The sequence below is a fragment of the uncultured Draconibacterium sp. genome (genome assembly GCF_913063105.1).
Classification (GTDB): Bacteria; Bacteroidota; Bacteroidia; order Bacteroidales; family Prolixibacteraceae; genus Draconibacterium.
Genome location: NZ_CAJXYQ010000008.1, coordinates 94950 through 110522 on the forward strand (window position 1 = coordinate 94950; position 15573 = coordinate 110522).

The following is a 15573-nucleotide window of genomic DNA, read 5'->3' on the forward strand; positions in this document are numbered from 1 at the left end:
ATGAGTAAAAAAAATCGCATAGTTGAGTTGTGCTGTTTTGCTGTTTTGGCTATAATTTGTTCGTGCAATACTGCCAACAAAGAGCAAGTACGGCCCAATATTGTATTTATAATGAGCGACGACCATGCCTATCAGGCCATTAGTGCATATGGCCATGGTTTAAACCATACACCCAATATCGATCGCATTGCAGAGGAAGGGGCAATTTTTACCAAAGGGTATGTTACCAACTCGATTTGTGCACCCAGCCGTGCGGTGATGCTTACCGGCAAACACAGTTTTGTTAACGGGAAAGTGGATAACCAGCAGGCTTTTGACTGGAGCCAGGATAACGTAGCCAAACAGCTGCAAAAAGCAGGTTACCAAACAGCTATGATTGGCAAAATACATATCGATGGTTTGCCGCAGGGATTTGATTATTCAAACGTTCTGCCGGGGCAGGGGCAATACTACAACCCCGATTTTATTGAAAACGGCGTTAAAAAGCAGTACCACGGTTATTGTACGCAAATTACCACCGATATTGCATTAGACTGGTTAAAAAACAAACGCGATAAAAGCAAGCCATTTCTGATGCTATATCACCAGAAGGCGCCACACCGGACCTGGATGCCCGAGAAAAAGTACCTCGATTTATTTGAGGACTCGACATTTACACCGCCCGCCAATTTTTTTGATAATTTTGAAAACCGCCCCGTAGCTGCTGAACATGAAATGGGGATTTGGGAACATATGGATTTGGTGTACGATTTAAAAATGCTCGATGACGAAGGAGAATTTCAAACCCGTTACCGCCCCAATGCTCAAAATATATACAACCGCATGGACGAAGAACAGCGGGCTGCCTGGGATGCTCATTATAAGCCAATTATTGAGGAGTTTAAAGAACTAAAGCCTGAAGGAAAAGAGCTGGCCTTATGGAAATTCAATCGTTACATGAAAGATTACCTTGCCACCATTCAATCGGTTGACGATGGTGTTGGGCAAGTGCTAGACTATCTTGATGAGGAAGGCCTGGCCGAAAACACCATTGTAATTTATACCTCCGATCAGGGATTTTACCTGGGCGAACACGGTTGGTTTGATAAACGTTTTATGTACGAAGAGTCGTTTCGTACACCTATTTTAATGCGCTTCCCAAAAGAAATAAAACCCGGAACTGTTGTGGATGGACTGGTTCAGAACCTTGATTTTGCTCCAACATTTCTGGATTATGCAGAAACAGCAATTCCTGAAGATATTCAGGGCGAATCATTCAGGAGCTTGTCAGAAGGAAAGACCGAAAACTGGCGCGATGCCATTTATTATACTTATTACGAATATCCGGGCGAACACCATGTGCAACGCCATTACGGAGTGCGTACCGACCGCTATAAACTCATTCATTTTTATTACGATTCGGATACCTGGGAATTGTACGATCTGGAAGAGGATCCTACAGAGATGACTAATTTATACAATAACCCGGAGTACGCTGAAGTACAAAAACAAATGCACGCCAGGCTTATTGAAATTCGAAAAAAATATGGCGATAGCGATGAGTTGAACCGGTTTCATTTAAATCGTTTTCTGAATAACAGGTGAATCACTCAAAAATATCGGTGTAAAAGTTTATTTTAGCAAAAAAGTACCAATATAGCCTGTTTAAACATCCGGCATGGGCTTAAACCTAAAATTTATCATCAATGAAAAGTTCTAACAAGTATAAAATATTAACTATTGTTATAGTGTTTATATTTAGTTGTTTAGGAGTGAGTGCCCAGCTTGATGAGATAAAGCAACCCAAACATAAAGTTACTTTAAAAGAAGCACATGTTGGCAATCAATCAATTGATGAAAAGTTGCAGGATAGCTATTTGGGTGCATCAAAAAAGGAAAAAGAATTTTTTCTTACGGCTCGTTCGGTATTTGCTGCCTGCAGTACTGCTGATTTTACCAACGAGGAGATACTGGCAGCGGCTAAAAAGAACAATATAAAATTATTAGGGGGCCCAATGCTGGGAAAACTCACAAGCCAAAGTGTTGAATTTTGGTTGCGTCCGGCACAGGAACTTCCACTCAGTATTGTTGTAAGCAAAAAAGAAGATGGTACCCCAAATGAGGTGCGGCTGGAAAAAACAAGCCCCGGTGTGGTGCAAAAGATTGAAGTAGAAAACCTTTTTCCCAATACCGAATATCAGTATACAATCGTGATTGAAAATAATGAAGTAGCCAACGGTTCATTTACAACCGCTCCCTCAGAAGATGCGAAAACTGTTTTTAAACTCGCCTTTGGCTCGTGTTTTCATAAAATAGGAATCCATAACCCTAACCTTGTTAACCAAATAATGGCCCGAAAACCACAAGCTATGCTTTTACTTGGCGACATTGCGGTTGACGACAGGGAAAATAACTTTGCCATGCACCGTTCAGACTACCTTTTGAGGGATTTATCGACTCCATGGCAGCAATTGGTAGCTCAAATTCCGGTGTATACTGCCTGGGACGATCACGACTATTTAAATAACGATTTAAGCGGCATTCCTGAAGGTTTTTCAACCAACGACAGAGATGCTCTCCGGAATATATGGAAGGAGAACTGGAATAACCCTGAAAATGTTGAAGATGGCATTTACTTTTCTACCCGTTTGGGGCCTGTTGAAATTATAATGCTTGATACCCGGTCGTGCAGAACCATTGAAAAACGTGGAGAATATGCTTCGTTTTTGGGCGAACAGCAACAAGACTGGTTAAAAAATACCCTCAAAAATTCTACTGCTCCATTTAAAGTTATTTCCAGTGGTACCATGTGGAGCGATGATGTTTCAAATGGAAAAGACTCATGGGGTACCTGGGATACTGCCGGTAGGGAGGAATTATTCTCGTTTATTGAAAAAAATCATATTTCTGGTGTTGTCTTTTTAAGTGGAGACCGTCATGGAGCAAGGGCATTCCGTATTCCGCGTGAAAACAACAACAGGTTTTACGAGTTTCAGGTAGCATCACTCGGCGGGGTACCCGGACCGGATGCAATGGCTCCCAACCCGCAAAACCAGTTATTTGGCTACCATGGTGAAGGGTTTGTGGCTTTCGGCGAATTAAGCTTTGATACCACGGAGGAACTGCCAATACTTCAATTCAGTTTAACTGGTGAGAATGGAGCGGTTTTAGAGCAAATAAAATTAACATACGATAAACTTACTCCACAATAAATACATCTCCCCCCGTGTCGCTATGCACTCTTAAAACCGGTTTTTAGGAGGGCTATGTTTCAAATAGATATAAAATTAATAAAATCGGTCATTTTGTGCAGTATACCTTTTTTTCATCTTTGCGCTAAACAAAATTAAGGTTTACAAAACCAAAAATCAAACAAGAATGAGTAACTATAAATAGTATTCGTTCTTTTTAAATTATAGTGGTTGAGATTTTTATGATTTACCCGGGGCTTTGCTTACTACGCATCCGATGGGTGTAGCCGGCTTTTAAGCCGGGTGGTAGCTGGTTTACTGCCAAGCTCTTCAAAAAGATTGAAATAAATGAAGAAATGTGCCTGCTGTACATCTTGGAGGTGAAGTTGAGGATAGGGCAATTTTTCATATTTAGCGTAGATGAAAGTGTAGCTTCATGGGGCGAATCAATTGAAGTTTTCTGTATTAGTGTTTAAAATGAATTAAACTGAAATAAATCAATCAAATTTTTACTTTATGCTGAAAGGAATATCACCTTTATTAAGCCCCGAATTACTTGCATTACTTTGCCGTATGGGCCATGGCGACGAAATTGTTTTAGCAGATGCCCACTTCCCGGCTGAAAGTTTTAATAACAATGTACTGCGCGCTGATGGATTAAAAATCCCTGAATTACTGGCTGCAATCCTACCGCTCTTCGAGCTTGATCAATACACCGACCATCCGCTGATGATGATGAGCGCGGTGGAGGGCGACACCCTTGACCCACAGGTAGAAGACAGTTATTTGGAGAGTATTCGAAAAACCAATCCAGAAGTTAAGCCGGTTTTACGTATTGAACGCTTTGATTTTTACGAACGAACAAAATCAGCTTTTGCAGTTGTGGTTACAGGTGAGCTGGCCAAATACGGTAATATAATTCTTAAAAAAGGGGTTACACCCGTAGAGTAGAAAACTTATAAAAACATCCATAAATTTTGGTATTTAAAACAACTTGAGCGGTAATAATGAAGCTTGCCTGTTGTTATTGAATGCCGGTATCCTGTAAAAAGGGAAATACCATTTAGAACAAAAACTAAAACAAATGAAACCAACAAAAACTAAGGTAGTAGAGAAAAAATACCTGTTTCCGTTTATTGTAATAACCAGCTTGTTTGCGTTATGGGGCTTCGCCAACGATATTACCAATCCCATGGTTGCAGCATTTAAAACCGTAATGGAAATATCAAATGCAAAAGCCTCGCTGGTGCAGTTTGCTTTTTATGGCGGTTATGCTACTATGGCTATTCCTGCTGCTTTATTTGTACAAAAATTCAGTTATAAAAAGGGTATACTTTTAGGTTTAGCATTGTATGCCACGGGAGCCTTGCTTTTTTGGCCTGCCGCTCAATTTCAGGCTTTCGGATTCTTTCTGGTTTCGCTGTATATTTTAACCTTTGGCCTGGCTTTTCTCGAAACAACGGCTAATCCGTTTATCCTATCCCTGGGTGCTGAAGAAACCGCAACACGCCGCTTAAACCTTGCACAGGCTTTTAACCCAATGGGATCGCTGCTAGGCATGTTTGTCGCTTCGCGCATTGTTTTGGCGGCTTTAGAGTCGGATAAAAGAAATGCAGCGGGCGAACTTATCTTCCCCATGCTTGATGAGGCAACAAAAGCTGCTATTCGAACCAACGATCTGATGATTATACGGAACCCATACGTAATTTTAGGTCTGGTGGTAATCGCCATGTTTGTGGTTATTGTACTCACTAAAATGCCGCAAACCGGGCATGCCAACGAAATTCATCCCATGCAATCGTTTAAACGCCTGATAAGTAACCGTGTTTACCGCGAAGGTGTTCTGGCTCAGGTGTTTTACGTAGCTGCTCAAATTATGTGCTGGACATTTATAATTCAATATGCTGATAACCTGGGGATTGATAAGGCCACCGCACAAATGTACAATATTGTTGCAATGGGCATTTTTCTGGGAAGCCGCTTTATAAGCACCTTACTGATGAAATATGTAAATTCGAGGCGATTACTATTGTTTTTTGCCATTGGAGGTATGTGCACCATTACCGGAACCATTTTTATTGAAGGCATGGCAGGCTTGTATTGTCTGGTGGCAACTTCTGCATTTATGTCACTGATGTTTCCAACAATTTATGGAATTGCTCTTGAAGGTATTGGACAGGATGCCACCCTGGGTGCCGCAGGTTTGGTTATGGCAATTGTTGGAGGTGCTTTAATGCCACCTCTGCAGGGTACTATTATCGATATGGGACAAATTGGAAATATGCCTGCAGTTAATGTATCCTTTGTTTTGCCGCTAATAAGCTTTGTGGTAATTGCCACGTATGGCTACAGAACCTATAAATTTTATAAGCAAGACTCAAACTAGTATAGCTTGCGTGAAAATTCTTTAGTGATGATTATAAATAGGTTGGATTAACCTGAGCATAATTCTTTTGCTATGACTATTAACTAAATAAATACAGAATGAAATGAGAAAACTGAATACAAAATGGATGCATCCCCGCGATCAGATTATCATGATTATTGATAAGATCTACAAAGGAGGACTAACCACAACCTCCGGCGGAAACATCTCAATAATTGATGACAATGGCGATGTTTGGGTAACCCCATCAGCTATCGACAAGGGAACTTTGCGTGCTTCTGATATTGTTTGTGTGCGAAACGATGGAACCATTGAAGGAAGACACAAACCTTCATCCGAGTATCCGTTCCATATTGCAATTTACAAATGCCGGCCCGAAATAAAGGCCGTTATACATGCACATCCTCCGGCATTGGTTTCGTTTAGTATCGTTCGCCAAATACCCGACCCGAACGTATTGCCACAGGCTAAGAATGTAATTGGCCCAATTGGCTATGCACCTTATGCTTTGCCCGGTAGCAACGAGTTGGGCGATGTTATTGCCGAAGAATTTAAAAAAGGCGTAAATGCTGTTATTATGGAAAACCACGGTACTGTGGTTGGCGGTGTAAACCTTAGCGATGCTTATCAGCGTTTTGAAACCATGGAATTTAGTGCACGCACACTTATTAACGGGAGTACCATTGGAAAGCCCAATTACCTGAGTGATGCGCAAATAGATGAATTTGAAAACCAAGTGCCAAAGCTTTTGCCCGAGATGGAAGAGGTGAGTTATCCCTCGGATGAACGGGCAATACGCGAGCAAATACAGCGAATTGTATTGCGTGCCTGCGAGCAGGGCTTAATGATTAGCTCGTACGGAACGGTGTCGGTTAGGTGGAAAGAAAATGATTTTTTGATTACGCCTACTAATGTGGCGCGTTGGGATATTCAACTAAAAGATATTGTGCAGATTAAGGATGGAAAGCGTGAGCCGGGAAAAGTTCCAAGTCGTTCAACATGGTTACACCAGGAAATATACAAGCGCAATCCGCACATTAATTCCATTATTTTAACTCAAACGCCATATTTGATGGGGTATAGTGTTACCGGCGAAAAAATTGATGTACGAACAATTCCTGAAAGTTGGATATTTCTTCAGGATATACCAAATATGCCTTTTGGTTCGCATTTCGCAGGCGAAGAAGCAATTTTAAATACCATTTCGGAAAATACGCCAGCGGTAATTATTAATAACGATTCGGTATTGGTAACCGGAGATAAATTACTGGGAACTTTCGACCGCCTTGAGGTTGCCGAGTTTAGTGCAAAATCATTAACAATGGGGGCTTCGCTGGGTAAGCTAATTCCTATAAACGACGAGCAGGTGGAAGATTTAAGAAAGAAATTTCTGAGTTAACAACAGCAGTTGTAACAAATAAAAAAAGAGATGATTGAATTTTATGATTCGATTATCTCTTTTTTTTGCAGCAATTATTTTAGAAAGCGGGTATCCAAAAATTCCTGAAAAAGCTCTTTATACTGTTCGCTTATGGGAATGTAGTCTTTACCAAAAATAATGCGGTTACGCTCGATAGTTGAAATTTTATTGAGGTTAACAATAAACGAGCGATGTACACGCATAAAATCTGACTTAGGTAAAAAGTCTTCCATTTTCTTCATGCCCATTAATGCCATTATCGGCTTCTGGTTGTCGAGGTGAATTCGCACATAGTCACGCATACTTTCAATATAGGTAATGTCGTTAAAATCAATGCGTACAATTTTATATTCCGATTTTATAAACAGGTATCGGTCGTTTTTTTCAACAGTTTCAGTCACTTCTTTTTTTGAGAAGAAACGTTCTTTTGTTTTGGTAACAGCCTTTAAAAAATCGGGGTAGCCAATGGGTTTTACCAGGTAATCGGCAGCATCCAGCTGAAAGCCCTCGTAGCCATATTCGCGATAGGCAGTGGTAAAAATAACCTTGGCCGACGTTGATATCGATTTTACAAAATCTAGCCCGGTAAGGTCGGGCATATTAATATCAACAAACATCAAATCAACCTCGTTGTCGTTCAGGTAATCCATAGCTTTTAAGGCACTGTTAAAGCTCTTTTCCAGTTGCAAAAATGGTGTTTTATCAATATAGCCTGTTATTTGTCGTAAAGCTAAAGGCTCGTCATCAATTGCAATACAGCGTATCATAGCGGAATATTTAATTTAATGGTAAATTCTTTGTCGGTTTTCGAACTCATTTTTAAACTGTAGTTGTTTTTAAATAATAAGTCGAGACGTTTTTGCGCATTTTGCAGACCTATTCCCGAGTTCGTGCTATTGTTTTGTTTGGCGTGGTTACTGTTTTTTAACTCAAAGCCTAACTGCTTATCGGTAAATGTATAGGCCAGGTGTATAAACGATGGCGACTCGTAACTTATGCCATGTTTAAAGGCATTCTCGATATACGAAATGGTAAGTAGGGGAGGAACACTGATTTCGGGTAGTTTCTCCGGAATTTCCAATTTTATTTCAACTTCTTCGGAGAAACGTAATTTCATTAATTCCACATAACTTTTTATAAAATTAATTTCTTTTTGAATGCTGATTTTTTCGGTTTGCGATTCATACAGCATGTAGGCCATCATATTCGATAGACGGATAATTGCCTCTTTTGCCTCTTCTGTATCAATATCAACCAGGGCATGAATATTATTCAAAGTGTTCATGAAAAAATGAGGGCTTACCTGGTTTTGCAGAAAAGCCATTTTGTTTTCCACATTTTCTTTTTCCAGTATAATTTTGTTTTGCTCGGCCTGTAACCATTTGCCCGCAAACGAGAGCCCTGCATCAAATCCAATCATTAAGATACTAATTATTAAAAGGTTTCCAGATGGGGGAATAAATTCTCTGGGGCCTTTCCCATGAGGTGGAGGTCCGAGTGGACCTTCGCCAGGAGGCCTCATTGGCTGCATGGCATCGGCTGGCGGAGCGTCGGTGTTTCCAAAAAAATAAGATACCAATACAAGTAGCACCAGTATGCAAAAGACAGAAACAAAATATAGTATTCGTCTTCCTTTTAGAAATTGAGGAAATAAAAGGAAATGGTTTATCAGAAAAACAACAAAAACAAATCCGTATTCTATCCAAATTCTTGTAATATGCGACCAGGCTATCCCGTTGGAGGTATCGCCAGCTAACAAAGGAATGGCAAATATTAGCAGCCAGATAAAAAGTATTATCTGAAATTGTACTCTGCTAAAATTAGTATTGGGTTTTATGGTAGTTTTCATATTGTTGTAAATGTAAAGTTTTTCTATATGCTATCAATTTTAATTAGTGAATTTATGCTGAATTTGCCGAACACCAGGGCAAGAAATATCCTGCCCCGGGTATCCGGCATTTCAAAGCCTGAAAACAAAATCTTATTCTATCGTTTTATTCAACATTTCGAACCAGTCGAACGTAGTTGTAATAGCGTTCTGCATCTTCTCCTGCCGGGCCATCAATGTCTTTTGTGTCAAACCGAACGGCACCTGCTCCGTGAAAGTCTTCGCCCTGGTCGTTAACAGCTCTACCTAGCGAAATATACCAGGCGTAATAATAGGGTTGTCCTTTTGAAAAATTTGCCGATGTGCTTGTCCAGTAATAAGCGTAGTCGTCGTAACCTGCTTCGCTGGTAATTTGTGTACAATTAAATATGGGGTCTATGGCCGGGCCAACTTTATCGGGGTCGGTTGCTGTTGGCGAATAAGCATAATCAACAATAGCCTGGTGTTCTTTTACATTGGGCAGTCTCCAATCGTCGTATCCGGCAAAGGTCGAGTTTTCGGCAAACGAAAGAGCATCTTCCCAAACCATGCCTTCGCCACTGTCGTCTTGTGTCCACATCAGACCGGTTGATTTGTCGGTTATTGTTCCGTCGCCGTTATCAACATAATCGTTGGCACCATACTCGTCGCCACGAACCGCACGAATGTATTTTGCCAAAGGACTGCCCATTGTTCCCGTTCCTTCTCCCGGAGGTGGAGGAGTGCCTGTACCGGTGCTGTCGCTTGGTGCGGTTCCTGTACCAGTTGGTGCTCCGTCAGTTGGAGGTGCACCGGAATCGTCTCCTTCCATTTCAGAGCCGGCAGCGTAAGCTTTTATATGTCCGGTAACGTGGTTAACTCCAAAGGCGGCATTATCCTGCCCTTCAACTGTGGTTCCAACATAGCGGTTGCCCGACCAAAATTGTTCTGATTTGTCGACAATGCCCGAAGCCAGTTTGAAATAAGTGGTGTCGAGATATGGCCACCCTTTACCAAAATCGCTAATCGAGAATAATTCTTTCAGACTCGGGGCACGCCAGTCATCGTAACCGGCCAGTTCAAGATTTTCGCAATATTCAATTGCTTCGTCGTAGGTCATTTTTTCGGGTAGGGGAATGGTTTGCCACATTAACCCGGTGTTTATGTCAGATGTGGTTCCATCGCCATTGTCAACATACGACATGGTAGCCCCTTTAAGATAATTTCCATCTTGCCCAAAAAAAGCATCGCCTTCACTTAGGTTGTATAGTTCTGCACCATCGGCATCGTAAATAGAAGTTTGCCCCGAGGCTACCAGGGTATAATCGTAAGTTATTATTACATCCAGCTCTTCCGATGTTATGTCGCCATCGTCGTTTTGGCAGCCAATAAGCAAACCAACTGGGATTAGTAAGGCAAACAATCTAACAAATAATTTTCTGTGTTCTGTTTTCGAATTTCCCATTGCTCTTTTCTTTCGTTTTTTAATTGAATTTTGATTGGTTCAAAGGAACTTAATGGGAAATCTTTTATGAAATGGACTCGACGGATTTGATTTTTTCATCGACAAATTTGCAGAACTACGATTCGGGAAAAACTCAGCTTATCAGGATTTGTAAAAAATGAGATATAGGTTCAGGAATAGCCTTATATCAAACCATTTAGGTTGACAGCAAAAACAGGGAGACCTCTGCCTCCCTGTTTTATGAACTCTAACTAATCTAACCAAACCTAATCTATGAAAAATAATTGTTTCTGCTTTCTGTTGTGTTTTTGTTTTCATTTCAAAGTAAGCGATAATTGGTGTGCCCGGCATAACTGAATCGATGAAATGAGTTATTTTGTCGATAGAATGATTGAATGTTTGTTTAAAGTGATTTGGAGTGTTTGTGTGCTGTGTGCCAGTATGTTAATGGATGTTAAAAAGTGTTTGTGTTTTTATCGCTGGCTGACGTGGAAGGGCAAAAAAAGGGAAGCTGTTGGCTCCCCGTATTTAATTTTATCTTTATAATATCATCGTTGTCTGATAATAATCTAATACAATTGTTACTTCTGCATTACTTCTTCTATATCATCAGTTGAAACTACCGGATTTGCACCGTTTTTAGATGCCACAATTGCACCAATTGCACAGGCCCTGTCTATTGCCTCTTGCGGACTTGAGCCGTTTAGTAGTTTGCTTACAATGGTGGCTAGGAACGAATCTCCGGCGCCAACCGTGTCGGCAACAGTAATTTTATATCCTTTATTGTAAATAAATTCATTGTCGGTAAAAAGAACAGCACCCTTCTCTCCCAGTGTAACGCAAATTTGAGCAGTGTTTGTGCTGTTTGCAATGAACCTGATACATTCTTCCAGTGGCTTATTTAACTGGCCCATGTTTGCACAGATTTCAACAATTTCGTCGTCGTTAAATTTTATAAAATCCGCAGGCTTCATTAAACTGTTTAGGGTTTCAAGAGAAAAATGAGGAGGACGCAGGTTTACATCGAAAACATTGAATTTTGATTCTGCCAGCAAATCAAATAAGGTTTTGCGTGAAGTGCTGCTGCGTGCAACCAGGCTGCCGTAAATAAATGCATCCGAGTTTTTTACAACTTCAATATCTTTTTCTAACAGTTGAATGTCGTCCCAGGCGCAGGGCATTTTTATTTCATATGATGCAGAGCCTTTGTTGTTTAAATGTACCAAAACAACACTGGTGCCGAAATTCTTGCTCACCTGAATATGGTTAAGGTTGGCAGAATGTGCTTTCATTTTATCAATAATTTCGTTACCAATCTCGTCATTTCCTATGGCGCTAATTACTTTTGTGTTGTTACCAAGCGACTGTGCTCGCAGTGCCACGTTTAAAGGTGCGCCTCCCAGCTTCTTACCTGTGGGTAACATGTCCCATAATACTTCTCCGTAACAAACTATGTTTTTCATCCGTTTAAAATTTTCAAGTTGTTAATATTTTACTTTAAAATTTGAGAACGGATGGAACCGCTCCGCTCTCACATAAACTTTTTTAATCATCCTTATTTGTGTAATTATCAGGGCAATCGCATTCAACTTTTCAAGTTATATGGCTTTGCCATATAAATTTAGTTTTACCACGAAAGGCACAAAATACGTGAAATATGCACACGTCTATGACGTGTTAAAAATTGCTTTACAATTTTGTTTTCGTGTTTTTCGCGCTTTTTGCGGTTAAGCTTTTTAAATGCAATTGCCCTGGTGTAGTTATGATTAAATAAGTTCATGTTCGTTTCATTTTGTATTTATTTTATGATGAAAGTCTGAAGTTGGAAGACCGGAGTCCTGCAATAAAATTTTAAATGTTTTTTTACTTCCGGCTTCGGTCTTCCTGCTTCTTCTTATGCTAAAACGCCATTCATCTCCTGCACACACGCTTTCACTTTTTTGCTTCTCAGCATTTTCAACGATTTAAGGAAAGCATCAACAAAAGTCTTGTTAGCTTTCAGATTGCCAAAAACCGTATCGATTTCCAAAAAGCGGATAGGTTCCTGGTGCGAAAGTGCTGCTGCGCGAATTAGTTCGTTGCTAATGGCATCTTCAATGGTGTAGGTATTTCCGTTTTCATCCACTCCATCGTTATATTTACACCAGGCCGCAACCACAAAAGCTGCACGTCCAAAATTACCGCCATTTTCCAATTGTGCTTTTACTGTTGGCAGCAAAAAAATCGGAAACTTAGCCGAACTTTCTAAACAAATCCTCGAAATAAGGTCTTTAATGTAAATGTTTTGGAAGCGTTCAATTAAACTGTCTTTGTATTTTTCAAGGTCGATACCGCCCAGGTCGCCAAGTGTAGGGCTGGCTTCTTCATCCATAAAAGCACGCAGAAAAACTTTAAAATCTTCGTCGCGGGCAGCCTCGTCAATTGTATTGTACCCGTGCAAAGCTCCCAGCATTCCCAGTACACTGTGTCCGGCATTTAATAAACGCAGTTTCATATTTTCAAACGGAACGACATTCTCTACAAACTGAGCTCCAACTTTTTCCCAGGCAGGTCGTCCGGCAGCAAACTTATCTTCAATTACCCATTGAATAAATGGTTCGCAAACCACGGGCCATTGGTCGTCAATTAAAAATTCTTCCTGCAATTTTGTAATATCTGTTGCAACGGTTACAGGTGTAATTCGGTCTACCATGGCATTCGGGAACGAAACATTTTCTTCAATCCATTCTACCAATTCCGGTTCTGCTTTTTCAACATAGTTGAGCAACGATTTTTTTGCCACATTGCCATTGCCCTGAATGTTATCGCACGATTGAATGGTACATCCCGGGAAACCCCGCTGCATACGTAATTTCATGGCTTGTGCCAAATAGCCAAATACCGTTTTTGGCGACATCGGATTTTTCATGTCTTCAACAATTACCGGGTTGCTAAAATCGAATTCACCGGTAGCTTCGTTTAGGTTGTAACCACCTTCGGTAATGGTCAGCGAAATAATTTTAATGTCAGGGTTCGCCATTTTTTCGATAACGGCAATCGGGTTTTCCGGAGCGAACAGAAATTCCACAATCGAACCAATTACTTTTGCACTTAACGAGCCGTCCAATTCTTTGGTAACTAAAGTATAAAGGCCATCCTGGTCTTTTAAAATGTTGTAAATCCGGCGGTCGTAATCTAATAAACCCACACCACAAATTCCACAATCTAAAACACCATATCGCTCCATTAATTCGTTGGTGTAATAGGCTTCGTGCGAGCGGTGGAAATTACCAACGCCAATGTGTACTATGCTTGTTTTTACTTTGTCTCTGTTGTATGATGGTTTGGAAACATTAGGTGGCATTATTGCCAGATTCTCTTGATTTAATGCTATTGAAGTTTTCATCTTGTTTATTTTTTTGCATGGAGCAGGGCGCATAGGGCAGAGCGCAAAAGGCAAAGCGCGGTGCAGTCTTGCTCCAGGTGTTATACTTTGTTTTTATTATTTATTGGTTGCCATTACGGGTTCTGTGGCAACTTCGGCGTTTGCCGAGTTAAACGATTCTTGTTTGGTGTTCGCTTTTTCGAAAGCAGCTTTGCTAAGTGCCTTTTTGCGAAGCAGGTTCCAATAGGCAAAGGTGAAATAGCCAATGGTGCAGAAGAATGCGTACTTATGGAAAATATCTTTGTTCAGGTTGTAGGCTTCCAGGTCGGCGCTTCCGAACATAGTTACAGATGCTAAAGTTATAATAACCAACAAACATGCAATTGAGGCATAACTTAGTACCCGTGAGAAAACAGAGGAGTCTTTAACTTCCACTTTTTCGTATTTTGCCTTATCTTCCTGGTAGGCTAAAATATTGGCTTGCAACTGTTGTTCTTCCTTAATTTCTTCCGTGTAGTCTTTTGTAGCTCCATTGTATCTTGCTAAAATAGTATACAATAGCAGTGTAAAAAACCATGCCGGAATAAACAGGTAGTAAAACGACATTATATCTAAAGCGTTTAGTCCAAAGCCTAAAACAAGCCCCGCAATCCACGAAATAATGGCAGGCTTGCTGGTAATCATTTTTTTGTAGTAAGCCCAATACCTGGTTAAACCGATTTTTGGAAAAAGGAAATGTTCAGCAAAAACAATGGCTCCAACCGGAACAACCAATAAGCCGGCGTAGGTTAGCATTGGCAACATTTTTCCAAATACAAAGGGGAAACAGGCAATAATTACAGTAAATACACCAACTATTAGAGTAGTTTTACGGCGTGAGTGATTCGAAAAGATTGCTTGAGCAGCCAGTCCTGCACGGTAAAGATTAGCGTTGGCAGTTGTCCATCCGGCAACAATTACAATCACAAACCCCGAAGCACCAAGAGCGTAATAAGCCACATCGCCGGGGTCTAAAGCAACCACCGGTTGGTTAAGTAAAACACCCGCACCTGCTCCCATAATTCCGGCAGCAATCCAGGCAATGTAGTGCCCGAAAAGCATTCCAAAGCTGGAATAAAGGCCATAGCTGGCTTTTTTTGCGTAACGGAAAATTGCCATATCAATTAATCCAACGTGGGTGATGGTGTTGGCAGCCCAGGCAAAACCAATAACCTCAAGCAAACCAATTCCCGACTCTCCCGTGTTGGTTACTCCTTTCCAAATAGAAACATCGCCAATTCGAACAAATTCGCTAAAACTCGAAATAGAAGTAGAGCCGATTACGGAATGCGCCAATGCGGGAAGCAGGGCCAATGCACCGGCAACAAAAAGGGTAAATAGCCAGGGAGCGCAAATACTCGAAAAATCGGCAACGGTATTAAAGCCGTAAATGGCAACAAAAACAACAACAATTCCAACAGCTACTACAATTAATAAGAACCATACATTTGTTGAATACCAATTTAATTGTGCTGGAATTCCGAACAGAAACCTTACAGCTGAGGAGGAAACGGTTATCATTGCCGCAGAAATTACGGTAAAAATTATCACGTTTGCCCAGTTGTAGAGTTTGGTCATCGAATCGCCTGCAATTTTATTCAGGTAAGTGTACAAACTCAATCGGGTTTGAACCGCAATAGGAGAGGTAAGGAAAGTCCAGCTTAGCACAGCCAGGATATTTCCGATAAGTAGTCCGAAAAGAATGTCGCGCGTGCTTGCTCCAAGCGAAACAAAGGTAGCGCCAATAACAAATTCAGTTGCTGCAACATGTTCTCCGGCGTAAAGACCGGCAAAGTGTTTCCCTCCATGAAGTTTATGCCGTGCTATGGGCAGCTGTTCTTCATCCAGGTGGTCGAAGTTTTGTTTTGATTCGTTTTTCATGA

12 protein-coding genes are annotated in these 15573 nt (G+C 40.8%); 5 read left to right on the forward strand and 7 right to left on the reverse strand.

All coding sequences use genetic code 11. The annotated features are described in order from the left end of the window. The 5 genes from QZ574_RS10140 to QZ574_RS10160 all read left to right on the forward strand — a co-directional run bounded on the left by QZ574_RS10140 (nt 1) and on the right by QZ574_RS10160 (nt 6955). Nucleotides 1-1584 carry a sulfatase gene (locus QZ574_RS10140; protein ID WP_297089368.1) on the forward strand — a complete coding sequence of 528 codons (1584 nt, stop codon included), beginning with the start codon at nt 1-3 and terminating at the stop codon, nt 1582-1584. A gap of 101 nt (nt 1585-1685) precedes the next feature. Beyond that, complete coding sequence (locus QZ574_RS10145; protein WP_297089369.1) at nt 1686-3191, forward strand: alkaline phosphatase D family protein; 1506 nt, start codon at nt 1686-1688, stop codon at nt 3189-3191. A gap of 495 nt (nt 3192-3686) precedes the next feature. After that, nucleotides 3687-4121 (forward strand): L-fucose mutarotase, encoded by a 435-nt coding sequence (gene fucU / locus QZ574_RS10150; RefSeq protein WP_297089370.1) that lies wholly within the window; start codon nt 3687-3689, stop codon nt 4119-4121. Between the two features lie 133 nt (nt 4122-4254). Continuing rightward, a complete protein-coding gene (gene fucP / locus QZ574_RS10155; RefSeq protein WP_297089371.1) occupies nt 4255-5556 on the forward strand; it encodes an L-fucose:H+ symporter permease in 1302 nt (433 codons plus the stop codon). A 103-nt stretch (nt 5557-5659) separates the two neighbouring features. Beyond that, a complete protein-coding gene (locus tag QZ574_RS10160; protein WP_297089372.1) occupies nt 5660-6955 on the forward strand; it encodes a class II aldolase/adducin family protein in 1296 nt (431 codons plus the stop codon). Between the two features lie 74 nt (nt 6956-7029). On the opposite strand, the gene QZ574_RS10165 is transcribed toward QZ574_RS10160, so the two are convergent. The 7 genes from QZ574_RS10165 to QZ574_RS10195 all read right to left on the reverse strand — a co-directional run bounded on the left by QZ574_RS10165 (nt 7030) and on the right by QZ574_RS10195 (nt 15571). Continuing rightward, nucleotides 7030-7743 carry a LytTR family DNA-binding domain-containing protein gene (locus QZ574_RS10165; RefSeq protein WP_297089373.1) on the reverse strand — a complete coding sequence of 238 codons (714 nt, stop codon included), beginning with the start codon at nt 7741-7743 and terminating at the stop codon, nt 7030-7032. Further along, entirely contained in the window at nt 7740-8825 is a 1086-nt protein-coding gene (locus tag QZ574_RS10170) for a histidine kinase (protein WP_297089374.1), read from the reverse strand. The genes QZ574_RS10165 and QZ574_RS10170 overlap by 4 nt, the downstream gene beginning before the upstream one ends. Before the next feature lie 145 nt (nt 8826-8970). Next, nucleotides 8971-10287 (reverse strand): DUF1566 domain-containing protein, encoded by a 1317-nt coding sequence (locus tag QZ574_RS10175; protein ID WP_297089375.1) that lies wholly within the window; start codon nt 10285-10287, stop codon nt 8971-8973. A gap of 581 nt (nt 10288-10868) precedes the next feature. Next, a complete protein-coding gene (locus tag QZ574_RS10180; protein WP_297089376.1) occupies nt 10869-11750 on the reverse strand; it encodes a carbohydrate kinase in 882 nt (293 codons plus the stop codon). A gap of 164 nt (nt 11751-11914) precedes the next feature. Beyond that, nucleotides 11915-12067, reverse strand: a complete 153-nt coding sequence (locus QZ574_RS10185; RefSeq protein WP_297089377.1) for a hypothetical protein — start codon at nt 12065-12067, stop codon at nt 11915-11917. 114 nt (nt 12068-12181) lie between these two features. Beyond that, nucleotides 12182-13672, reverse strand: coding sequence for a mannitol dehydrogenase family protein (locus tag QZ574_RS10190; protein WP_297089378.1), 1491 nt, complete (start codon nt 13670-13672; stop codon nt 12182-12184). A 96-nt stretch (nt 13673-13768) separates the two neighbouring features. After that, on the reverse strand, nt 13769-15571 hold the full coding sequence (locus tag QZ574_RS10195; protein WP_297089379.1) for a hypothetical protein: 1803 nt from the start codon (nt 15569-15571) through the stop codon (nt 13769-13771). Nucleotides 15572-15573 lie beyond the last annotated feature (2 nt).

Excerpts from the sequence above, each read along its gene's own strand:
- QZ574_RS10165 (WP_297089373.1), bottom strand. The coding sequence starts at position 7,743 with ATGATACGCTGTATTGCAATTGATGACGAGCCTTTAGCTTTACGACAA.
- QZ574_RS10175 (WP_297089375.1), bottom strand. The coding sequence starts at position 10,287 with ATGGGAAATTCGAAAACAGAACACAGAAAATTATTTGTTAGATTGTTT.
- QZ574_RS10195 (WP_297089379.1), bottom strand. The coding sequence starts at position 15,571 with ATGAAAAACGAATCAAAACAAAACTTCGACCACCTGGATGAAGAACAG.
- fucU (WP_297089370.1), top strand. The coding sequence starts at position 3,687 with ATGCTGAAAGGAATATCACCTTTATTAAGCCCCGAATTACTTGCATTA.
- QZ574_RS10170 (WP_297089374.1), bottom strand. The coding sequence starts at position 8,825 with ATGAAAACTACCATAAAACCCAATACTAATTTTAGCAGAGTACAATTT.
- QZ574_RS10190 (WP_297089378.1), bottom strand. The coding sequence starts at position 13,672 with ATGAAAACTTCAATAGCATTAAATCAAGAGAATCTGGCAATAATGCCA.
- QZ574_RS10140 (WP_297089368.1), top strand. The coding sequence starts at position 1 with ATGAGTAAAAAAAATCGCATAGTTGAGTTGTGCTGTTTTGCTGTTTTG.
- QZ574_RS10145 (WP_297089369.1), top strand. The coding sequence starts at position 1,686 with ATGAAAAGTTCTAACAAGTATAAAATATTAACTATTGTTATAGTGTTT.
- QZ574_RS10160 (WP_297089372.1), top strand. The coding sequence starts at position 5,660 with ATGAGAAAACTGAATACAAAATGGATGCATCCCCGCGATCAGATTATC.
- QZ574_RS10185 (WP_297089377.1), bottom strand. The coding sequence starts at position 12,067 with ATGAACTTATTTAATCATAACTACACCAGGGCAATTGCATTTAAAAAG.
- fucP (WP_297089371.1), top strand. The coding sequence starts at position 4,255 with ATGAAACCAACAAAAACTAAGGTAGTAGAGAAAAAATACCTGTTTCCG.
- QZ574_RS10180 (WP_297089376.1), bottom strand. The coding sequence starts at position 11,750 with ATGAAAAACATAGTTTGTTACGGAGAAGTATTATGGGACATGTTACCC.